Origin of the sequence: Xanthomonas sp. NCPPB 2586 (assembly GCF_041475775.2) — a bacterium.
In the GTDB taxonomy this organism is placed as follows: Bacteria; Pseudomonadota; Gammaproteobacteria; order Xanthomonadales; family Xanthomonadaceae; genus Xanthomonas; species Xanthomonas campestris.
This window is the reverse complement of the sequence record NZ_CM192981.1, coordinates 299,592-319,763: the sequence shown is the minus strand read 5'-3', so window position 1 is coordinate 319,763 and position 20,172 is coordinate 299,592. Positions and strand designations below refer to the sequence as shown.

The window sequence follows — 20,172 nt, the reverse complement described above, 5'->3', positions numbered from 1 at the left end:
CATCGTCTGGCAATGCACCTGCAAGCTGTCGCACTCAGGGCGTGGCCGGTAGCCAGCGCCGCACACCGTGCTGAAGCGCACCGCGCAGGTCGATCAATTTGCGGTGGAAGAAGTGGCTGGTGTCGGGCATGCGCACCAGCGTGGGCTGCTGGTCCAGCGTCTCCAGCCAGTCGTAGACCGCCTGCGGGTCGACGATCTCGTCGGCATCGCCCTGGATCACCAGCCAGTGTGCCGGCGGCTGCATGTCGCTGAAATCCCAGCGCCCGGCCGGCGGCGCGATCGAGATGAGCACCTGCGGTGCGAGCGAGCCGGCGGCGCGCAACGACACATACGCCCCGAAGCTGAAACCGGCCAGCCACAGCGTGTCGCCCGGGCGCTGGCTGCGCACCCATGCGGCGATCGCACGCAGGTCGTCCTGCTCGCCTTCGCCATGATCGAACGCACCGGCCGAGTTGCCGACACTGCGGAAATTGAAGCGCACTACGGTGATCCCCAACTCGCGCAGCGCGCGCGCAGCCATGGTGACGACCTTGTTGTGCATGCTGCCGCCCTCGGTGGAGAGCGGGTGGCAGACGATGGCGGTGACCGGTTGCACGGCAACGTCCGGCTCGGGCAGATCGACCGCGACATCGAGCGGGCCGACCGGCCCGTCCAACGTCAGTGCAGCCGATTCGGTGGGGAATAAGGGATTGGACATACCGTCATAATAGCCGCCCCGCCGGCCGCGTTCATCGCCCTGCCTGCACACTTCGTTGCGTTGCCCATGCATTTTCTGCTGTTTGCCGTCGTTTGCAGTGTCCTGGTGTCGGTGGTTCTCAAGCTGCTGCCGCGCTATCGCCTGGACGCTGCGCAGGCGATCACCTGGAACTACGCCACTGCCGCGCTGCTTGCGTGGCTGACCCTGCATCCGTCACTGGACACGCTGCGCGCGCCGACCACGCCCTGGCTGGCACTGTTTGCATTGGCGGTGGCGCTGCCGTCGATCTTCATGCTGCTGGCACGCGCGGTCGCCACCGCCGGCATCGTCCGTACCGACATTGCCCAACGCCTGTCGCTCCTGCTCTCGCTGGCGGCGGCGTTCACGCTCTTTGGTGAACCGGTCAATGCCTGGAAGCTGGCGGGACTGGGTCTGGGTCTGCTGGCCATCGTCTGCATCCTGCAACGGCCACGTCAGGCCGCCGGTGCGGATTCAGCGCCGGCCTCGATCGGCTGGCCATGGCTGGCAGGCGTGTGGCTGGGCTTTGCCCTGATCGATCTGTTGCTCAAGCACATCGCACAGGCCGGTACGCCGTCGCTGACGTCGTTGACGCTGTGCTTTGCGCTGGCAGGTGTGCTGATGCTTGGCCTGCAGGTTGTTCGCCGGGGCGGTGTTGCGCGCCTGAGCTTTCGCAACCTGCTCGCCGGCGTGCTGCTTGGCGCGCTCAATTTCGGCAACATCCTGTGTTACGTGCGCGCCCATCAGCTACTGCCGCATAGCCCGGCCACCGTCTTCGCCAGCATGAACCTGGGCGTGGTCATCCTGGGAGCACTCGTCGGCAAGCTGGCATTTGGCGAGCGCATCGGCCGCCGCGGCTGGTTGGGGCTGTTGCTGGCGGCGCCGGCAATCGCAGCGATCGCCTGGGGCATGCGGTTGGGCTGATGGCGGCATTCGGCCGGCGCGACGCCGGTTCGCAACTCGCCTTGAGGGGGATGCAGCGCTGGCTATCATGCGTGCAAACGACCCAAGGGAGTGTGTGATGCGCCTGAGTCAGTTGTTTAACAGCCGCCATCGCGTCGCCCCGGAACCGCACGGCGCCAATCCGAACAAGACGACGCCGTTGATTCCAGGTGCGTCACCGCAGCACCCGCTCTCTCAGGCTCCCAAGTCAACAACATCACAGGGCGCGTCGAAATCCCATCGCGGCATGCTCGCCTCGGCGCGTAAATCGCTGGCATCGTTACGCAAGCAGTTGCCGTTGACGTGCATGGGCTCTTCTCCAACGCTTGAAACAGTGGAAAGCCCACCTGCGCACACGGCAGCCGTGACGCCCGGTCGCACGCAACAACAGCACGGAACGCAGGCCCGCGTCGATCAGCGTTGGCAGCCACCGGTGCCCAACGCAACGGATCATGAGCGGGTGCAGCGACCGCAACCGCAACCGCAACAGACCCCGCCCACAAGACAGTCGATGTCGGTTCCGCCCAAGCCAGCGCGTGCGCAGCAACTGCACGGGCCGCAACGCCCCGTCGATCCGAGAATGCAACCGCCCATTCCCGAAAGAATGCGCCGTGACGAGGGCCAGCCGCCGCAGCACGACAAGCCGGCATCGCCCCCGGTGCCGATCACGCCCGCGCAATCGTCGCTGCCCTCCCCACGTCCCCAGCCCGGACGGCAGCCCTCGTTGCGCCGCCTGGATCTGCAACTGGAAGAGATCACCAGGCAGTGCAGCGATATTCAAAAGCAGCTGTTCATGGAGGACCGCGAGGCAACTCCACAGGAGCAACACCTGCTCAAGACACGGGCGGCCCTGATCGCGTGGCGCAACGAGGTCCGCGATAGTCAGCTCGAGGCACTGCTGGTCGCACTGGCACCGATGGAAGACATCCGCGCACCGCGCACCACGAGCAGCGGCCTGGCCATGGTGCAGATGGACGCCATGCAGCACAACCGGCGCGAAGTACTCAAGGCACGGCGTAAATCCGTCGACAGAGCCGCCCTGGCCAGAAACTACGCACGCGCGCAGCGGCGCCTGGAGTCATTGAAGCAAGGCGACGCACCCAAGGAGCAGATACGGCGCCTGCAACGCATGATGCAGGGCTACCAGAACATGCTTGCGTTGGAACAGATCGTCAGAAGCACCGACGACCAGCTGGAAAGGTTGGGAGCGCCGCGCCTGATGTCAGGCATCCCCACCACCGCCGAACAGCGTCGACAGTCTTTCGAAAAAGAAAGAGATGCCCATCAAGAGGCAATCGACAACGGCTACTACTGAAGATCCGGACAGCGCAGCTTGCAGGTGCACGCCGCGCGCAGCCGCAGGTGAAACATGCGACGCCACCCAGTGCGGCACATCCGCACGCCGTACTGGGGATGCAGCCTGCTGCCGATTGCATCCGGTACCAGGCGAACGGATGTCGACAGCGTGATGCAATCCACCATCAACGCTGCCAGTGCGGAAACGGATCGTCCAGCAGTTGCCATTGCGCCGGGCCCTGGCGCAGTTCGTGATCGCTGAGCAGGCAGGCATCCAGCGCAGCGCGCGTGCGCGGCGCATCCATGTCCACGCCGATCACCGCCAGCTCCTGGCGACGGTCGCCCCACAGCGGGTGCCACAGCCGCTGCATCGCGGCGTATTCGCTGGCATCGCCCACTTCGTGCAGCTGCGGCAGCGGTGCGCTCCAGCAGGTGGTCTGTTGACGTTGCCAGCCGATGTCGGTGTACGGCAGCGGCGTGATCGGGATCTGCGGCGCCTCACCGATGATCTGCGCATCCACACGATGGCGCGCGGCGAACCAGAAGCCCGCAGCCGTGGTCTGGGTCGCGCCGCCGACGCTGGACAATTCGCCCACCCAGTCCATGCGGCTGGCCAGCCAGAAGAAGCCCTTGCTGCGGATCACCTGCGGTAGGCCGTCGCGCACCATGCGTGCGAAGCGCTGCGGGTGGAAGGGCCGGCGCGCACGATAGACGAAACTGGTGATGCCATATTCTTCGGTCTCCGGCGTGTGCTGGCCGCGCAACTCCTGCATCCAGCCCGGCGCCAACTGCGCGCGGGTGAAGTCGAAACGCCCGGTGTCCAGCAGATGCCGCAACGGCACCTCGCCATGCGCGGCATCGACGATCGCCGCATCGCGATTGAGCGCACGTAACACGGCATGCAGGCGGTGCAGACGTTGCATGTCGATCTGGTCGCACTTGCTGATCACCAGCACATCGGCGAACTCCACCTGGTCGCCGAGCAGCTGTACCAACCCGCGCGTATCGTCCGGGCCGGCCTGCTGGCCGAGCTCGGCCAGCGTGGCCGCAGAGCCGAAATCCTCGAGAAAACGGCTGCCGTCCACCACCGTCACCATGGTGTCGAGCCGGGCGATATCCGACAGGCTGAAACCATCGGCATCGCGCACCGCAAAGGTGGCCGCCACCGGCATCGGCTCGGCGATGCCGGTGGATTCGATCAACAGATAGTCGTAGCGGCGCTCGCTGGCCAGGCGCTTCACTTCCTGCAGCAGATCGTCGCGCAACGTGCAGCAGATGCAGCCATTGCTGAATTCCACCAGCGTCTCGTCGGTGCGCCGCAGCGCCGCCCCACCCTCGCGCAACAGCTGCGCATCGATGTTGATCTCGCTCATGTCGTTGACGATCACCGCCACCCGCAGCCCCTCGCGGTTGTGCAGGATGCGGTTGAGCAAGGTGGTCTTGCCGGCGCCCAGGAAGCCGGACAACACGGTGACGGGCAGGCGCGAATCGCGGGGGGCGAGGACAGGCATGGCGAACTCTCGTGGCTGGAAATGTTACTGTATAACACTTCGCCATTTCAGAGAACGATCGATGCGCGCCTCTGCGTCTGCGCTGGACACCTCGGCCATTGCCCTGTCCAGCCTGTGCCTGCTGCACTGCCTGGCCCTGCCGCTGCTGGCGGCGGCGCTGCCCCTGTTGGGGCGCTGGGAGCAAGCCGAATGGGTGCATGTGGTCTTCGCCACCGCCGCGGTGCCGCTCAGTGGCTACGCGCTCTGGAGCAGCCATCGCCGCCACCGGTTGCCGGCACCGGTCTGGGGGCTGGCGGTGTTCGGGCTGACCGGGCTGGTGCTGGGCGCCAGCGGGCTATTGGCCGCCGCGCTGGAAACGCCGGTCACGGTCGCCGGCAGCCTGCTGCTGGCCGGCGCCCATCTGGTCAACCTGCGCTTGCGCCGTCATGTGCATTGCGCCCGCTAAGCGCGGCACGCCCTGGGCGATCGGCTCGCCGCGGCTCGGCAAGGCCGGGCCGGCGACACCCCGTTCCCCTTTCGCACACGCAGGTCCACTGGGCAAGCCTGCACGCGTGCCGGCCGCGGCGCACCTCGGGCTGGCCTAACCCAGCCGGCGGGTGATCGGCCAGCGTTTGCGATCACCAGCGCGCGCTGCTGCCGCGCGTGGAAGTGCGCTCAGAGCGCAAATCCCAAGAGCACCGGATCGTGGTCGGAGCTGCGCCACGGGCCTGGCAGGTTGCGCTTGGCATAGCCGGCATCGTCCATCGCGTCGGCGTTGATGTGCCATTCCGCCGCGCCACGCAGCTGCTTGGCCATCGCCGGGCTCAGCAGGGCGTGGTCCAAGCGGCCGCTCATGCCGTCGTAGACGTAGCTGTAAGGCTGCTTCACACCGACCACGGCAAAGGCGTCCTGCCAGCCGCTGGCGCGCAGGCTGCGCATGGGGGTTTCCATCGCATAGGCGTTGAAGTCGCCCAGCAACACGGCCAGTTTGGTCTGCGCGCCGGTGGGGTCGCTCTGCAGCCACTGGTGCAGGCGCTTGGCCGACTCGGTGCGGGTGGCATTCCAGCAGGCCTGGCCGTCGTGCTGATCGGCATCGGCGCCACTGGCGGTGCCGCAACCCTTGGACTTGAAGTGGTTGGCCACCACCACGAAGGTCGCGCCGCGGCTGCTGCGGAATGCTTGCGCCAATGGCACGCGGCTATGGCTGTCGAACGGCCCGCCGGTCAGCGTGGCCGGTTTGCCGACCGGGGTGACCTGGGTGCTGCGGTACACGATGCCGACGCGGATCGCGTCGTCGCCCGGGCCGCTGCCGCTGTCCACGAAGCGCCAATCCTTGTCCTTGCCGGCGGCGTTGAGCGCAGCCACCAGCTGCGTCACGGCGGTGTCGCCGTCGTTGCCGTCGTTTTCCAGTTCCATCAGCGCAGCCACATCAGCCTGCAGCGGCACGATGGTGGCCACCAGCTTGGCCAGCTGCGCCTGGAACTGTTCGTGCGTGCGCGCCCCGCGCTTGGTCGGGAAGCCGCCGCCGCGCCCGTTGCCGTTGAAGAAGTTCTCCAGGTTGAACGAGGCGATGCGCAGATCGCCGCCCACCTGCGGTGCCACCGGCGCAGGCAGTGCGGGCAGCGTCAGCGGCGCCAGCACCTGGATGCGGTACTGGCCGTCGTAGCGCTGATCGACGATGCCATCGACCTGCCTGAGCAGGCTGCCCACACGTAAGTTCGCCTCGGCCGGCAGGTAGGACACGGCCTTCGGTGTGCGGCCGTTGCGCGCGTCGTCCAGCAACACCCGGCGGCGCGCGTTGTCGGCTTCGGTCTGCGCGAAGGCGGGCGTGCCGGCCGCGGCCACTTCGCTGGGCTGCCACAACCGGCCACCAAAGGCGGCGATCAGCTCGCCGTTGCTGGCCAGGCGGTCGCTGCCATTGAGTGTGACCGCGGCCAGGCGAACGTGTTCGCCTTCCAGTGCTTCCCAGTTGGCCGGCGGCCCGCTGAGCATGCGCACCGGCACCGGCTGGTTGCTGGCCAGCACCTCGAGCGTGGTGGCCTGCAGCGTGGTCAGGCTGGCGTCGCCGCCAGCACCGACCTCGCGCACCGTGCCCACGATCCGCACGCGGTCGCCCACCGCCACCTGCGCCTCGCCGGCGCCGGTCACGAACACCCCGTGCGAGCGCCGCGGCTCGGTGCCGGGCTGTTGCACGAACAGGCCCGCCAGACCCAAGCGCGTATCGGCGGTGACGATGCCTTCCACCTCGACCAGGCGGCCGTCGAACGGGCTGCGGGTGTCCTCGCCCTGCACGTCGGCAATGGTCAGGCGCTGCGGCGCGCCTTCGGCGGCGCGGCACAACACGGGCGCCAACAGGCCGATCAGGCTCAGCACGACAAGCGGACAACGCAGCATTGAGACACTCCACACGTTCAAGGGAAGACAAACACAAACGCCGCCAGGACGGCGGCGCAGGCAGGACAACGGCAGTTGCAGTGGGCCAGCCATCGCTGCGGGCGCATACCGCCGCAGCGAATGTTACGCACCCGCTGTCGTTAGCCCAAGCATGCTCAGCGCGATGACACGTGGCGCTTTGGCGCGGAAAACCCCTATTTCAGGTTGGACAGCATCCAGTCCACGGTGGCGCGCACTTGTTCTTCGGTGAGCGCAGGGTTGCCGCCCTTGGCCGGCATGATGCCGCCATCCGGGCCGGTATAGCCCTCGATCGCGTGCTTGTAGAGCGTGTCCTTGCCCTGCGCAATGCGCGCGTCCCAATGCGAGTGGTCCAGCGTCGGCGCCTTGCCCACGCCGGTGGTGTGGCAGGCGGTGCACAGGTTGTCGAAGATGGTCTTGCCGTCGGTGCTGCCACCGTAGGCGGATTGCGACGAGGCCTTGGCCAGTGCCGCAGCCTGGGCGGCGGCCTGCGCCGCGGCGCCGGTGGTGCCTGCATAGACCGCGCCGGCCGGCGCAATGCGTTGCTGCAGGCGCTTGGCGGCTGTAGGCGACACTTCATCGGGGACTGCACGTTGCAGATAGGCCGCCAGGGCGATCAAGCCCAGAGTGATCACTACCAGCAAGCCAATCACCATCGAGAATTTTTTCAGGAACTCGAGGTCGTAATTCCGCACGCGCTCACCCCTGGCTGTTGGTCGAAGACCTCTGCTAGCGCCGGAGTATAGAGCACAGTTCGCGCCGCTCTGCGCGCCCGGCGTCGCGCTCTGTGCAACACCCCTTGCAATGACTGGGCACGCGTTGCATCCAAGGTTGCGACACGCTCGCGGCCGCTCGAAAAATGCCGCAGCGCCGCATGTGCGTTGGTCTCGGTTGCGGGAATTGCGTATCATTCCCATCCACTGATGGCGCGTTTAGCGCGCTCACTCCCGCGTTCGACGAGGTGTCCGATGAAATCCTTCCTGCTGTCCTGCCTGGCCGCGGCCAGCCTCAGCCTGTCCTCCGCGCAGGCCCACGAGATCTGGATCGAGCGCGACGGCAGCGGCCCGGTCCGCATCTATTTCGGTGAGCCGGCGCAGGAAACCCTCGACCACGGCCAGGACGAAATCAAGCGCGTGGTCAAGCCGACCGTGTTCGGCGCCGCCGGCGAGGCCGGTGCCCTGCAGCGCGGCAGCGAGTACCTGACAGCGCCACTGTCCGGCGCCGGCGATGCCTGGCTCAAGGACGATGCGGTGTTCGAGCCGTGGAAGGGCGAAGGCGAGACCTTCGAGACGGTGAGCTACTACGCGCGCGCCGGCCGCAGCAGCACCAGCGCCAAGCTCGACTTCGAGCTGGTGCCCACCACCGCCAACGGCAAGACGTTCACGGTGCTGTATCGCAACAAGCCGCTGCCCAAGGCCGAGGTCACCCTGATCGACCCGCAGAAGTGGCAGAAGACGCTGACCTCCGATGCACAGGGCCAGGTGACGCTGCCAACACTGCGTGCTGGCCGCCACATCATGGTGGTGACCAACAAGGAGCCGGTGACGCGTGAGATCGCCGGCAAGCCGGTGTCGGTGGTGCACCACATCACCACGCTGACCTTCCTGGCCGAGTAAGCCGCCACCGTCCTGCGCATGTCCATGGCTTCGCCCCTGCCCGCTCCCTGGTTCAAGCGCCCCTGGCTGGGTGTGCTTGGGCGCAGCGTGGCCGCGATCGGCGGTGGCTATGCGCTGGCCAGCGCGACCAACCTGCTGCTCGCAGTGGTGCTGCCGATGCCGCGCAGCGAGGCGGTGCTGACCAGCATGCTGGTGGGCATCGTGGTGTGTGCCTGCGCGCCGCTGTGGGCGTTTGCCACTGCCAGCGTGCTGCGCGCCTGGGTCGGCATCGGCGTGCCGGCCGTGGCCATGTTCGCAGCCGCTGCGTGGCTGCAACGGGGCGCGGCATGAAGCAGGGGTTTCGCCAATCGATGGCATGGCTGCACACCTGGACCGGGCTGCTGGTGGGCTGGGTGTTGCTGCTGATCTTCATGGGCGGTACCGCGAGTTATTACCGCGACGAACTCAGCCGCTGGATGCGCCCGGAACTGCCCACCACCACGGTGAGCAGCGCGGTGGCAATGCGCAGCGCCGAGCGCTATCTGCAAACGCACGCGCCCGATGCGCAAAGCTGGAACATCACGCTGCCGGATGCGCGCACGCCGGTGGTGACCATGTATTGGCAGAATCCCGCGCCGCCGCCGGGCAAGACGCTCAGCCGGCGCGAGCTATATGGCAACGCCATCATCGACCCGGCCACCGGCAACCCGATCAGCGCGCGCGACACGCTGGGCGGGGACTTCTTCTACCGGCTGCATTTCGACCTGCATTACCTGCCGGTGGTGTGGGCGCGCTACATCGTCGGCTTCTGCGCGATGTTCATGCTGGTGGCGATCATCAGCGGCGTGATCACCCACAAAAAGATCTTCAAGGATTTCTTTACATTCCGCCCAGGCAAAGGCCTGCGTTCGTGGCTGGATTTTCATAACGTCAGCGCGGTGACCGCGTTGCCGTACCACGCGATGATCACCTACACCGGCATCGTGACCTTGATGTTCATGTACCTGCCGTGGGGCATCAAGGCGCAGTACCCCGACAACGAAATGCGGTTCTACGAAGAGTCCGCCAACCGCGTCGCAGACACGCGCACTGCGGCAGGTACGCCGGCACGCATGCGGCCGCTGGAGGAGTTCGTGGCGCGCGCGCGCAGCGACTGGCGTGGCGGCGATGTGGGCACGGTGGCGGTATCGCTGCCCAACGATGCGCATGCGGCGGTGGGTGTGACCCAGCGGGCGAACGACCTGTCCACCGATGCGCCGTCCATCCTCTATGACGCCGTCAGCGGGCAACGCCTGCAGTACAGCGGCGCGCCCGGCGGCGCCAGCCAGACCCGCGGGGTGATGGTGGGCCTGCATATCGCCCATTTCGCCGGTGGCTGGATGCGCGCGCTGTTCTTCGGTTCCGGCCTGCTTGGCTGCCTGATGGTGGCCAGCGGCGTGGTGATGTGGGCCGTGAAAGAACGCCCCACGCATGCCAAGGCTGGACGCATCGGGTTCGGGCTGCGCCTGGTGGACGCGCTCAACATCGGCACGGTGGCCGGCCTGCCGATCGCGTTCGCCGCGTTTTTCTGGGCCAACCGGCTGGTGCCGGTGGCGCTGGAAGCGCGTGCGGCGATGGAAGCACATCTGTTCTTCGCCGCCTGGGGTGGCGCCTTGCTCGCCGCCTTCGTGTGGCCGCGGCGTGCGATGTGGAGCTGGCAGCTGTACCTGGGCGCAGGCTTGTTTGCGTTGGTACCGTTGATCAACGCGCTGACCACCGACCTGCACCTGGGCGTGACCGTGCCGGCAGGCCAATGGGCATTGGCCGGCGTGGATCTGGTGTGCCTGGGCCTGGGCGTGTGCCTGGGCATCGCGGGCTGGCGCCTGCAGCACTGGAAAGCGCCGCAATCCGCCGCGGCACGCAAGGCACGCGCGCAAGCCGCGCCTGCGCCGCAAAACGCGCTGCCTGTGCAGGAAGGCGCATGAGCGTAGTGCTGTTGCTGGCCTTGAATTTTTCCGGCTTAGCGGCCTTGTGCCTGGCGATGGAAAAACACCAGCACGAGGTGCGTGGGCGCGCGCTGGGCATGACCCGCTCACGTCAGTTGCGCGCGCTGGGATGGCTGCTGTTGCTGCTCACTTTTGCGCTGGCGGTGTCGGCGCAAGGCTGGGGCATCGGCAGCGTGCTGTGGCTGGGCACGCTGACCGCAGGCGCGGCGGTGTTGTCGCTGTGGTTGCTGCCGTACCGGCGTGGCCTGATCTTGCCGGCGGCCATTGCTGCACCTGTTGTCGCCGGGATGGCGTTCTCGCTGCTGCACTGACGCGTGGCGCTGCTGCAGACGGCAGCGCGGCGGTTGCGAAAGCCTGAGTGACTTCCGATGGCACAGGCGTCACGGCCATGGCGATCGTGCAGGCCACACCTTGGTTGGGCAAAGGCGCGAAGTGGTTAGGGCATGGCGCATTGCATGCAGTGCCGCGTCTCAGCGAAACGTCGCCGGGCGGTACGGCAATGCCGAATTGCCGAGATGCTTGGTCGAGCCACACCATGCTCATGTCGCCGAACAATGCATGACCTGTTTCGCACACGGTGTCGATCAGCAGGTGGGCCGAGCGCCGGCTTATTCCGGGGGACGTTCCGCTGCCGGATCTGCCCAGCTGCGCCCATCACGCGGCAGCCGGCCATCGTCGAGCACGTGCAACACCTGCTCGGGCTGCAGCATGTCCAGGAACAGCGCCACGTTGACGCCGCCGGGCTGCGCCATGCTGGGAAAGATCACCCCGGGAATCGCCGCCTCGCGCAGCAGGTCGCCCAGCACCCAGCTGACCGGTTCGACCTTGTTGACCAGCGCCTTGCGCCAGTCATCGGTCCAGTCGGCCCACAGCGCATCCCAGCTCGCGTCGAGCAGCCGTACATCGGCCAGTGCCGGCAGGTCGGCGCGGTAGCTCACCAGGGTGAAGGGCGGCAGGAACGGCGCGGCCTGGGCGTACTCGGCGGCGGCGGTGTCCAGGTGCAGCGACAGATACAGCGCCGGCTGCCCAAACCGGTTGAAGCGTCCACCCGAGCGCGCCGCGCCGGCGCCGCTCAGCGGCTCGCCGCCCAGCGTGGGGTGAACGCGCGATACAAGGTGCACTGCGCCGGGGCGCTCAGCTTCAACCAGCCGCTCCGGCGGCCACGGTGCGCAGATAGGTCAGCGCATCGTCGGTGCGGCCCTGCTTGACCACCTCCAGCAAGGTGGCGAATTCGAACGCCGGGATCGGGGTGTTTTTCAAATGAAACACCAGTTGGCGCTCATCCGGCTGGATCTGCGCCATTGCCACCAGCAGGCGCGAAAGATTGCGTAGCAAGTCCTGCACGCGCGGGCTTTCCGGGTGCACCCGCAGGCTGTTGCGGTGCACGCCAGCGAGTTCGGCCAGTTCCTGTTGGGAGAGATCCAGCAGGCCGGCCATCGCCGATGGCGAGAGGATGGTCCGGTCCGGCACGCGTAGGCGTTCGGTCAGGGCCAGGGGATTGAGGACAGCGACCATCGCGCGGCTCCGGCAAGGTGAGTGCACAGTATATGCACAGCAAACCGCACTGGTGAAGCACAGCCGCGGCACAGTCAGTGCGCTGTCAGCCCGGCCCGCGCGCTCCCACCGCCCGCAGGCAGAAACCGCAGATGGCCTCGACCAGCTGCTCGCCCTGCTGCGGGTCGTGCCGGCTGGGCGCCACCGGGCCGACCAGCGCCTCGGTGAAGGCGCCGACGATGCAGGCTGCGGCGGCGTCCAGTGATTGCTCGGGAAACTCGCCGGCCGCCACGCCTTCGGCCAGCAACTGGCGAAAGACCTCGCCGAACAGGCGCCGACCGCGGATGCGCTCGGCATCCACTTCGCCCTCCACCGGCTCGGCGATGAAGGCATAGGCCAGCGCCGGGCCGGCCAGCGCGCGCCGCACGAAGGCGGCAATCGCCTTGCGCAGGCGCTCGGCCGCACTCACCGGCTCGGCGCTGATGGCGCGCAGGATGCCCATTTCATGCTGGACGGCGGCATTCAAAACTTCCACGAACAAGTCGGCTTTGGACGGGAAATGCCGGTAAATCTGCCCGGTGGAAACCCCGGCAGCCGCGGCCACGGCGGTGACCGGCGCATTGCGGTAACCGCCCTCGGCAATCAGGGCACGGGCCGCGTGCAGGATGCGTTCGCGGTTGCCGGCCAGGCGTTCTTCCATCAGGGCGGAGCGTCGATAAGCCATGAGATGAGTTCGGGTTCAATAGTTGAATTTTAGTTCACTTCTTCGATCAGGACCGTTACGCTGGTCACCACGCCGCGCGGCCCTGCCCGCTCCCACCGGCACGTCCCGATCCTCAGCGGAGCCGTTTCATGCATGTGCCGTCCTTGAATTTCGAGCTTGGCGAAGACATCGATCTGCTGCGCGAAAGCGTGGCCGCCTTCGCCAGCCACCATATCGCCCCACTCGCCGCGGCGGCCGATCACGACAACGTCTTCCCCGCGCAGTTGTGGCGGCTGTTCGGTGAGCAGGGCCTGCTGGGCCTGACCGTGGAAGAAGCATACGGCGGCAGCGGCATGGGCTACCTGGCGCACGTGGTGGCGATGGAAGAAATTTCGCGTGCCGGCGGTGCGATCGGGCTGTCCTACGGCGCGCACTCCAACCTGTGCCTCAACCAGTTGCGCAAGAACGCCACCCACGAACAGAAGCAGCGCTACCTGCCCAAGCTGTGCACCGGTGAGCACGTCGGCGCATTGGCGATGAGCGAGGCCGGCTCGGGCTCGGACGTGGTGTCGATGAAGCTGCGCGCCGAAGCACGCGGCGACCGCTTTGTGCTCAACGGCAGCAAGATGTGGATCACCAATGGCCCCGATGCCGATGTGTTGGTGGTGTACGCCAAGACCGACCCCAGCGCCGGTGCGCGCGGCATCACTGCCTTCATCGTCGAAAAGGGCATGCCCGGGTTTTCCACCGCGCAGAAGCTCGACAAGCTCGGCATGCGCGGCTCCAACACCTGCGAACTGGTGTTCACCGATTGCGAAGTGCCGGCCGAGAACGTGCTGGGCACGCTCAACGGCGGCGTGCGCGTGTTGATGTCCGGGCTGGATTTCGAACGCGTGGTGCTGGCCGGCGGCCCGCTCGGGTTGATGGCCGCGGCCATGGACGTGGTGCTGCCGTACGTGCACGAGCGCAAGCAGTTTGGCGAGCCGATCGGCACCTTCCAGCTGATGCAGGCCAAGCTGGCCGACATGTACGTGGGGCTCAACGCGTGCCGTGCGTATGTCTATGCCGTGGCACGCGCCTGCGATGCGGGCCGCACCACGCGCCAGGATGCGGCTGGCGCGATCCTGTATGCCGCCGAGAAGGCCACCTGGCTCACCGGCCAGGCGATCCAGGTGCTGGGCGGCAACGGCTACATCAACGAGTACCCCACCGGGCGGCTGTGGCGCGATGCCAAGCTGTACGAGATTGGCGCCGGCACTTCGGAAATCCGGCGCATGCTGATCGGCCGCGAGTTGTTCGAACGCACTGCCTGACGGAGCCATCATGAGCGTGATCAACAGCCAGCTGCAGGTGGGCGGCGAGAGCTTCCAGCACAACGCGGCAGCGATGCGCGCGGTGGTCGAGGACTTGCGTGCCACGCTGGCGCGCACCGCGCTGGGCGGCAGCGAGGCAGCCCGTGCCAAGCACACCGCGCGCGGCAAATTGCTGGTGCGTGCGCGCATCGATGCACTGCTGGATCCGGGCAGTGCTCTGCTGGAAATTGCGCCGCTGGCTGCGCATGGCATGTACGACGAACAGGTGCCCTGCGCCGGCGTGGTGGCCGGCATCGGCCGCGTTTCGGGAGTGGAATGCGTGATCGTGGCCAACGATGCCACCGTCAAGGGCGGCACCTATTACCCGATGACGGTGAAGAAACATCTGCGCGCGCAAGAAATCGCGCAGCAGAACCGGCTGCCGTGCATCTATCTGGTCGACTCCGGCGGTGCGTTCCTGCCGCTGCAGGACGAGGTCTTCCCGGACCGCGATCACTTCGGCCGCATCTTCTACAACCAGGCCAATCTATCTGCGCAAGGCATCCCGCAGATCGCCTGCGTGATGGGCTCGTGCACTGCGGGCGGCGCGTATGTGCCGGCCATGAGCGATGAAACGGTGATCGTGCGCGAGCAGGGCACCATCTTCCTCGGCGGCCCGCCCCTGGTCAAAGCCGCCACCGGTGAAGAAGTCAGCGCTGAAGAATTGGGCGGTGCGGATGTGCACACGCGCATTTCCGGGGTGGCCGATCATTTCGCCGACAACGATCTACAGGCGCTGGCGCGGGTGCGCGCGATCATTGCGCAACTCAACTGGCGCAAGCCTGCGCTCTCCATGGCGGTGCAGGCACCGCTGCCGCCGCGGCATGCCGCCGACGAGCTGTATTGCGTGATTCCCGCCGATACACGCAAGCCCTACGACGTGCGCGAAGTGATCGCGCGCATCGTGGATGACTCGCGCCTGGACGAATTCAAGCCGCGCTACGGCAGCACCCTGGTGACCGGGTTTGCGCACCTGCATGGTTACCCGGTTGGCATCATCGCCAACAACGGCATCCTGTTTTCCGAGTCTGCGCTCAAGGGTGCGCACTTCATCGAGCTGTGCACGCAGCGCGGCATTCCGCTGGTGTTCCTGCAGAACATCACCGGCTTCATGGTGGGCCGCAAATACGAGCACGGCGGCATCGCCAAGGATGGCGCCAAGCTGGTGATGGCCGTGGCCTGCGCCAAGGTGCCCAAGTTCACCGTGGTGATTGGCGGCTCGTTCGGCGCCGGCAATTACGGCATGTGCGGCCGCGCGTATTCGCCCAACTTTTTATGGATGTGGCCGAATGCGCGGATCGGCGTGATGGGTGGCGAACAGGCTGCCAGCGTGTTGGCAACCGTGCGGCGCGATGGCATCGAAGCCAAGGGCGGCGCATGGTCTGGCGACGACGAAGAGGCCTTCAAGTCGCCGATCCGTGCGCAGTTCGAACAGCAAGGCCACCCGTATTACGCCAGCGCGCGCCTGTGGGACGACGGCATCATCGACCCGGCCGATACCCGCCGCGTGCTGGGCCTGGGATTATCGGCCGCCTTGAATGCGCCGATCGACGCCACGCGCTTCGGCGTGTTCCGGATGTGATGCAGATGCGGCGTGCCGGCCTTGCCGAAACGACACGTTGCGCGTGGATACACGCAGGTGTGTTTTCGGTTGCGGGGCCGCAGCGCGCCACGTGCGTACGCACCACAGCGCCGTGCCGGCGCAGTGCAACGCAATGCAACGATGCAGCTTTGGGATGCGCCGTGATGGGCAGTGACCTGCCGCAGCGGTTGTTTCTTCTTCGTCCTTCCACCCGCCACCACGGCGGCGTGCAGAGAGCTTTGCCATGACCCAGCACGACACGCCCCAGCACGCCTCCATCACTGGCGCCGGCCAGCCGTATTTCGACAAGGTGCTGATCGCCAATCGCGGTGAAATCGCCTGCCGCGTCATCGCCACCTGCCGCCGCCTGGGCATCGCCACCGTGGCGGTGTATTCGGATGCCGACCGCGACGCGCGCCACGTGCGCCTGGCCGATGAAGCGATCCATATTGGTGCCTCACCGGCGCAGCAAAGCTACCTGCGCGGCGACGCCATCCTTGCCGCGGCACGCGCCAGCGGTGCGCAGGCGATCCATCCCGGCTACGGGTTTTTATCGGAAAATGCAGGTTTTGCCGACGCCTGCGCACACGCGGGGGTGGTGTTCATCGGCCCGCCCGCGCAGGCAATCCGCGCGATGGGCGACAAGAGTGCTGCCAAGGCGCTGATGCAGCGCGCCGGCGTGCCGCTGACGCCGGGCTATCACGGCGACGAGCAGGCACCCGCGTTTCTGCGCGCACAGGCCGATGCGATCGGCTACCCGGTGCTGATCAAGGCCAGCGCCGGCGGCGGCGGCAAGGGCATGCGCCGGGTGGATGCCAGCGCAGCATTCGAAGACGCGTTGGCCAGCTGTCAGCGCGAAGCGCAATCGGCGTTCGGCAATGCGCATGTGCTGGTGGAAAAATACGTCGAGCGCCCGCGGCACATCGAGATCCAGGTGTTCGCCGATACCCATGGCGCGGTGGTGCATCTGTTCGAACGCGACTGCTCGGTGCAACGCCGCCATCAGAAAGTGCTGGAAGAAGCCCCCGCACCCGGCATGACCGAACAGCGCCGCGCGGCGATGGGCAAGGCGGCAGTGGATGCCGCACGGGCGGTGGGCTACGTGGGCGCCGGCACGGTGGAATTCATCGCCGGGCCGGACGGCGATTTTTATTTCATGGAAATGAACACCCGGCTGCAGGTGGAGCACCCGGTCACCGAGCTGATCACCGGCACCGATTTGGTGGACTGGCAGCTGCGCGTGGCCGCCGGCCTGCCGCTGCCCAAGCGCCAGGACGAATTGCGCATCCACGGCCATGCCCTGGAAGCGCGCCTGTACGCGGAAGATGCCGACCGCGGCTTCCTGCCTTCCACCGGCACCTTGCGGCAACTGCGCCTGCCGGCCGCGAGCGCGCACGTGCGCATTGATGCCGGTGTGGAACAGGGCGACACCATCAGCCCGTATTACGACCCGATGATCGCCAAGCTGATCGTCTGGGATCACGACCGCCCGGCCGCGCTGGCGCGCATGCGTGAGGCATTGGCGCACTGCCATGCGATCGGGGTGACCACCAACAGCGCGTTCCTGGCGCGGCTGGTCAGCACGCAGGCGTTTGCGACTGCCGACCTGGACACTGCCCTGATCGAACGCGAGCAGGCGGCGCTGTTTCCCGCGCCGCAGCCGCCGCCCGTGGCATGGTGGTACCTGGCCGCGGTGCTGGTGGCCGAAGCCGCACCGCACGCGGCCGCCGACCCGGCCGACCCGTTCTCGCCGTGGCAACTCGCCGATGGCTGGCGTATCGGCGCACATGCCGCGCGCACGCTGGTGCTGGAGGCCGCAGGCGAGCGCCGCACACTGGCGGTGCGGCCCACCGCCGATGGCTGGCAGGTGGCCAGTGCCGACCAAACCCACACGCTGCGCTATCACGCACACGGCGAGCACCTGCGTGTGGACATGGATGGCCGCCAATGGCGCGCGCAGATACTGCGCGATGGCGCTGCCATCACCGTGCTCAGTGGCGCGCAGCGCGCGCATTTCCAACATCACGATGCCCTGGTCGAAGCCGAGCAACCGGCGCAGGCCGAAGGTGGCCTCACCGCACCCATGCCAGGCCGCGTGGTCGCGCTGGTTGCGCCGCTCGGCGAGCCGGTCCGCCGTGGCCAGGCCCTGGTGGTGCTGGAAGCCATGAAGATGGAGCACACCCTGCATGCACCTGCCGACGGCACCGTGCAGGCCTATCTGGTGGCCGAAGGCGACCTGGTCGCAGACGGTGTCGCGTTAGTGGAATTCGTGTCCGCGTCTGCGTAGTTGCATCCGCCAGCGTGACCAACGGCACGTCCCTTGGGGCGGCCGCTGCCTCTAGCGTGGCTGCTTCGGCTGGATTGGCCGAGGTTCCCTCCGGAGGCTTTCATGCAACGCCTGCTTCTCGCATCCAGCCTGCTCCTGGCGCTCAGCGCCTGCAGCGACAAATCCGCGCCCGCCAACACCGCTGACGCCGCCGCCCCCGCTGCGGCACCGGCAGCGACCGCGCCCGCCACAGCGCCCGAATTGATTCCCCGCGACGCCCTGTTCGGCAATCCCGAGCGCGCCAGCGTGCGCATCAGCCCCGATGGCAAATATCTCAGCTGGGTCGCGCCACTGGATGGCGTGCTCAACGTCTGGGTGGCGCCGGTCGACGCGCCGGACAAGGCGCACGCCATCACCAAGGACACCGCACGCGGCATCCGCAGTTATTACTGGACCTATCACAGCGACACCTTGCTCTATTTGCGCGACACCGGCGGCGATGAGGACTTCCACCTCTATGCCGTCAACCTCAGCGATGGCAGCAGCAAGGACCTCACCCCGTTCAAGAAGACCAACGCCGAGGTGTACGGCATCAGCGACCAGCATCCGGACGCGATCATGGTCGGCATGAACGATCGGGATGCCAAATGGCACGACCTGTACAAGGTCGAACTGGCCTCGGGCACACGCACCCTGGTGCAGAAGAACACCGACAGCCTGGACAGCTACCTGCTCGATGGCAATTACCAGCTGCGCTACGCCACCCGCGCCACCGATGACGCCGGCCGCGAGTTGCTGGTGCCCGAGGGCAAGGGTTGGAAGAGCGTGGACCGCATCCCGTTCGAGGATGTCACCAACACCGCGCCGGCCGGCCTCACCGATGACGGCAAGACGCTCTACATGCTGGACTCGCGCAACCGCGATACCGCCGCGCTGTACGCGATCGACACCGCCAGCAATGCACGCACGCTGCTGTTCGAAGACGCGCGCGCCGATGCCGGCAGCACCTTGAACGACCCCAAGACCGGCGTGGTGCAGGCCGTGTCCACCGACTATCTGCGCGAAGAGTGGAAGACGCTGGACACCAGCATCGCCGCCGACCTGCAGAAGCTCAAATCACTCGGCCCAGGCGATGCCGGCATTGCCGCACGCACGCTCGATGACCGCACCTGGATCGTCGCCTATTCGGCCGCCGAAACCCCGCTGACCTACTACCGCTACGACCGTGCCGATGGCGGCAAGCTCACCAAGCTGTTCTCCGCACGCCCGGCGCTGGAGGGCAAACCGCTGGTGCCGATGTGGCCGCAGGAGATTGCCGCACGCGACGGCCTGAAACTGGTCAGCTACCTATCACTACCGACCGAGGCCGACAGCAACCATGATGGCAAGGCCGATAAAGCAGTGCCGTTGGTGCTGTTCGTGCACGGCGGCCCGTGGGCGCGCGACAGTTATGGCTATGGCGCGTACGAGCAATGGCTGGCCAACCGCGGCTACGCGGTGCTGTCGGTGAACTTCCGCGGCTCCACCGGCTTCGGCAAGGCGTTCACCAATGCCGGCAACGGCGAGTGGGCCGGCAAGATGCACGACGACCTGCTCGACGCCGTGCAGTGGGCGGTCAAGCAGGGCGTCACCACGCCGCAGGACGTCGCCATCATGGGCGGTAGCTACGGCGGGTACGCGACGCTGGTGGGCATGACCTTCACTCCGGACGCGTTCAAGTGCGGCGTGGACATCGTGGGCCCGGCCAACCTCAACACCTTGCTCGGCACCGTGCCGCCCTATTGGGCCAGCTTCTACAAGCAACTGACCAAGCGCATGGGCGACCCGGCCACCGCCGCCGGCAAGCAGTGGCTCACCGAACGCTCGCCGCTCAGCCACGTCGACAAGATCAGCAAACCGCTGCTGATTGGCCAGGGCGCCAACGACCCGCGCGTCAAACAGGCCGAAAGCGACCAGATCGTCAACGCAATGAAGGCCAAGAACATCCCGGTGACCTACGTGCTGTTCCCCGATGAGGGCCACGGCTTCCAGCGCCCGGAAAACAGCAAGGCGTTCAACGCAGTGACCGAAGGGTTCCTGAGCCAATGCCTGGGCGGCCGCGCACAACCCATCGGCGCGGACTTCGAAGGCTCCAGCATCACCGTGCCCGAGGGCGCAGACCGCATCACTGGCCTGGCCGATGCGTTGAAGATGCATACGCAGGCGATTCGGAAGTAGGCCTGCCGATGCGGTCGTCGCCAGTAGACGCTGGCGACGAACCGCTCTACGTGGTTATTTCTGCAGCGCGAAGATTCAGGCCGTATCGTTGGGGCCAGCCAGTGTTTTATCTATTCTGGAACC

At 66.9% G+C, this 20,172-nt stretch carries 17 protein-coding genes and 1 pseudogene; 11 read left to right on the top strand and 7 right to left on the bottom strand.

Annotated elements, in window-relative coordinates; genetic code table 11:
* Positions 1 to 34: 34 nt before the first annotated feature.
* Entirely contained in the window at positions 35 to 697 is a 663-nt protein-coding gene (locus tag ACCQ09_RS01370) for an alpha/beta hydrolase (RefSeq protein WP_043922241.1), read from the bottom strand.
* Positions 698 to 763: 66 nt separating this feature from the next.
* Between ACCQ09_RS01370 and ACCQ09_RS01365 the strand changes: the two genes are divergently transcribed.
* Together ACCQ09_RS01365 and xopR are read left to right on the top strand one after the other, a co-directional pair.
* Positions 764 to 1,639, top strand: coding sequence for an EamA family transporter (locus ACCQ09_RS01365; RefSeq protein WP_014509391.1), 876 nt, complete (start codon positions 764 to 766; stop codon positions 1,637 to 1,639).
* A gap of 97 nt (positions 1,640 to 1,736) precedes the next feature.
* The gene (xopR, locus tag ACCQ09_RS01360) at positions 1,737 to 2,972 is read left to right on the top strand and encodes a type III secretion system effector protein XopR (RefSeq protein WP_011035513.1); all 1,236 of its coding nucleotides are present in this window, start codon (positions 1,737 to 1,739) and stop codon (positions 2,970 to 2,972) included.
* A 166-nt stretch (positions 2,973 to 3,138) separates the two neighbouring features.
* On the opposite strand, the gene ACCQ09_RS01355 is transcribed toward xopR, so the two are convergent.
* A complete protein-coding gene (locus ACCQ09_RS01355) occupies positions 3,139 to 4,464 on the bottom strand; it encodes a GTP-binding protein (RefSeq protein ID WP_040940383.1) in 1,326 nt (441 codons plus the stop codon).
* Positions 4,465 to 4,525: 61 nt separating this feature from the next.
* Between ACCQ09_RS01355 and ACCQ09_RS01350 the strand changes: the two genes are divergently transcribed.
* The gene (locus ACCQ09_RS01350) at positions 4,526 to 4,909 is read left to right on the top strand and encodes a MerC domain-containing protein (protein ID WP_040940382.1); all 384 of its coding nucleotides are present in this window, start codon (positions 4,526 to 4,528) and stop codon (positions 4,907 to 4,909) included.
* A gap of 209 nt (positions 4,910 to 5,118) precedes the next feature.
* On the opposite strand, the gene ACCQ09_RS01345 is transcribed toward ACCQ09_RS01350, so the two are convergent.
* Together ACCQ09_RS01345 and ACCQ09_RS01340 are read right to left on the bottom strand one after the other, a co-directional pair.
* Positions 5,119 to 6,837 (bottom strand): ExeM/NucH family extracellular endonuclease, encoded by a 1,719-nt coding sequence (locus tag ACCQ09_RS01345; protein ID WP_040940381.1) that lies wholly within the window; start codon positions 6,835 to 6,837, stop codon positions 5,119 to 5,121.
* A 194-nt stretch (positions 6,838 to 7,031) separates the two neighbouring features.
* A complete protein-coding gene (locus tag ACCQ09_RS01340; protein ID WP_011035509.1) occupies positions 7,032 to 7,550 on the bottom strand; it encodes a c-type cytochrome in 519 nt (172 codons plus the stop codon).
* A gap of 273 nt (positions 7,551 to 7,823) precedes the next feature.
* On the opposite strand from ACCQ09_RS01340, the gene ACCQ09_RS01335 reads away from it, so the two are divergent.
* Genes ACCQ09_RS01335 through ACCQ09_RS01320 form a run of 4 tightly spaced genes read left to right on the top strand, consistent with a single transcriptional unit; the run spans position 7,824 to position 10,746 of the window.
* A complete protein-coding gene (locus ACCQ09_RS01335; protein WP_040940380.1) occupies positions 7,824 to 8,471 on the top strand; it encodes a hypothetical protein in 648 nt (215 codons plus the stop codon).
* A gap of 18 nt (positions 8,472 to 8,489) precedes the next feature.
* Entirely contained in the window at positions 8,490 to 8,801 is a 312-nt protein-coding gene (locus ACCQ09_RS01330) for a DUF3649 domain-containing protein (RefSeq protein WP_011035507.1), read from the top strand.
* Positions 8,798 to 10,414 (top strand): PepSY-associated TM helix domain-containing protein, encoded by a 1,617-nt coding sequence (locus tag ACCQ09_RS01325; protein ID WP_040940379.1) that lies wholly within the window; start codon positions 8,798 to 8,800, stop codon positions 10,412 to 10,414. Before ACCQ09_RS01330 ends, ACCQ09_RS01325 begins: the two co-directional genes overlap by 4 nt.
* A complete protein-coding gene (locus tag ACCQ09_RS01320; RefSeq protein ID WP_040940378.1) occupies positions 10,411 to 10,746 on the top strand; it encodes a DUF3325 domain-containing protein in 336 nt (111 codons plus the stop codon). Before ACCQ09_RS01325 ends, ACCQ09_RS01320 begins: the two co-directional genes overlap by 4 nt.
* 297 nt (positions 10,747 to 11,043) lie before the next feature.
* On the opposite strand, the pseudogene ACCQ09_RS01315 reads toward ACCQ09_RS01320, so the two are convergent.
* The 3 genes and pseudogenes from ACCQ09_RS01315 to ACCQ09_RS01305 all read right to left on the bottom strand — a co-directional run bounded on the left by ACCQ09_RS01315 (position 11,044) and on the right by ACCQ09_RS01305 (position 12,653).
* Positions 11,044 to 11,579 (bottom strand): annotated as a pseudogene (locus tag ACCQ09_RS01315) (RES family NAD+ phosphorylase).
* Positions 11,576 to 11,950: a hypothetical protein gene (locus tag ACCQ09_RS01310; RefSeq protein WP_014509401.1), complete on the bottom strand. Its 375-nt coding sequence runs from the start codon at positions 11,948 to 11,950 to the stop codon at positions 11,576 to 11,578. Before ACCQ09_RS01310 ends, ACCQ09_RS01315 begins: the two are co-directional and overlap by 4 nt.
* Before the next feature lie 85 nt (positions 11,951 to 12,035).
* Positions 12,036 to 12,653 (bottom strand): TetR/AcrR family transcriptional regulator, encoded by a 618-nt coding sequence (locus ACCQ09_RS01305; protein WP_012437051.1) that lies wholly within the window; start codon positions 12,651 to 12,653, stop codon positions 12,036 to 12,038.
* A 128-nt stretch (positions 12,654 to 12,781) separates the two neighbouring features.
* On the opposite strand from ACCQ09_RS01305, the gene ACCQ09_RS01300 reads away from it, so the two are divergent.
* The 4 genes from ACCQ09_RS01300 to ACCQ09_RS01285 all read left to right on the top strand — a co-directional run bounded on the left by ACCQ09_RS01300 (position 12,782) and on the right by ACCQ09_RS01285 (position 20,049).
* Positions 12,782 to 13,945 (top strand): isovaleryl-CoA dehydrogenase, encoded by a 1,164-nt coding sequence (locus ACCQ09_RS01300; protein ID WP_011035501.1) that lies wholly within the window; start codon positions 12,782 to 12,784, stop codon positions 13,943 to 13,945.
* 10 nt (positions 13,946 to 13,955) lie between these two features.
* The gene (locus tag ACCQ09_RS01295) at positions 13,956 to 15,566 is read left to right on the top strand and encodes a carboxyl transferase domain-containing protein (RefSeq protein ID WP_228428188.1); all 1,611 of its coding nucleotides are present in this window, start codon (positions 13,956 to 13,958) and stop codon (positions 15,564 to 15,566) included.
* Positions 15,567 to 15,810: 244 nt separating this feature from the next.
* Positions 15,811 to 17,853, top strand: a complete 2,043-nt coding sequence (locus ACCQ09_RS01290; RefSeq protein ID WP_040940376.1) for an acetyl/propionyl/methylcrotonyl-CoA carboxylase subunit alpha — start codon at positions 15,811 to 15,813, stop codon at positions 17,851 to 17,853.
* A gap of 102 nt (positions 17,854 to 17,955) precedes the next feature.
* Positions 17,956 to 20,049, top strand: a complete 2,094-nt coding sequence (locus ACCQ09_RS01285) for a S9 family peptidase (RefSeq protein WP_040940375.1) — start codon at positions 17,956 to 17,958, stop codon at positions 20,047 to 20,049.
* Positions 20,050 to 20,172: the final 123 nt, after the last annotated feature.

Coding starts and splice junctions, on each gene's coding strand:
- ACCQ09_RS01370 (WP_043922241.1), bottom strand. CDS start 697: ATGTCCAATCCCTTATTCCCCACCGAATCGGCTGCACTGACGTTGGAC.
- ACCQ09_RS01365 (WP_014509391.1), top strand. CDS start 764: ATGCATTTTCTGCTGTTTGCCGTCGTTTGCAGTGTCCTGGTGTCGGTG.
- xopR (WP_011035513.1), top strand. CDS start 1,737: ATGCGCCTGAGTCAGTTGTTTAACAGCCGCCATCGCGTCGCCCCGGAA.
- ACCQ09_RS01355 (WP_040940383.1), bottom strand. CDS start 4,464: ATGCCTGTCCTCGCCCCCCGCGATTCGCGCCTGCCCGTCACCGTGTTG.
- ACCQ09_RS01350 (WP_040940382.1), top strand. CDS start 4,526: ATGCGCGCCTCTGCGTCTGCGCTGGACACCTCGGCCATTGCCCTGTCC.
- ACCQ09_RS01345 (WP_040940381.1), bottom strand. CDS start 6,837: ATGCTGCGTTGTCCGCTTGTCGTGCTGAGCCTGATCGGCCTGTTGGCG.
- ACCQ09_RS01335 (WP_040940380.1), top strand. CDS start 7,824: ATGAAATCCTTCCTGCTGTCCTGCCTGGCCGCGGCCAGCCTCAGCCTG.
- ACCQ09_RS01330 (WP_011035507.1), top strand. CDS start 8,490: ATGTCCATGGCTTCGCCCCTGCCCGCTCCCTGGTTCAAGCGCCCCTGG.
- ACCQ09_RS01325 (WP_040940379.1), top strand. CDS start 8,798: ATGAAGCAGGGGTTTCGCCAATCGATGGCATGGCTGCACACCTGGACC.
- ACCQ09_RS01320 (WP_040940378.1), top strand. CDS start 10,411: ATGAGCGTAGTGCTGTTGCTGGCCTTGAATTTTTCCGGCTTAGCGGCC.
- ACCQ09_RS01310 (WP_014509401.1), bottom strand. CDS start 11,950: ATGGTCGCTGTCCTCAATCCCCTGGCCCTGACCGAACGCCTACGCGTG.
- ACCQ09_RS01305 (WP_012437051.1), bottom strand. CDS start 12,653: ATGGCTTATCGACGCTCCGCCCTGATGGAAGAACGCCTGGCCGGCAAC.
- ACCQ09_RS01300 (WP_011035501.1), top strand. CDS start 12,782: ATGCATGTGCCGTCCTTGAATTTCGAGCTTGGCGAAGACATCGATCTG.
- ACCQ09_RS01295 (WP_228428188.1), top strand. CDS start 13,956: ATGAGCGTGATCAACAGCCAGCTGCAGGTGGGCGGCGAGAGCTTCCAG.
- ACCQ09_RS01290 (WP_040940376.1), top strand. CDS start 15,811: ATGACCCAGCACGACACGCCCCAGCACGCCTCCATCACTGGCGCCGGC.
- ACCQ09_RS01285 (WP_040940375.1), top strand. CDS start 17,956: ATGCAACGCCTGCTTCTCGCATCCAGCCTGCTCCTGGCGCTCAGCGCC.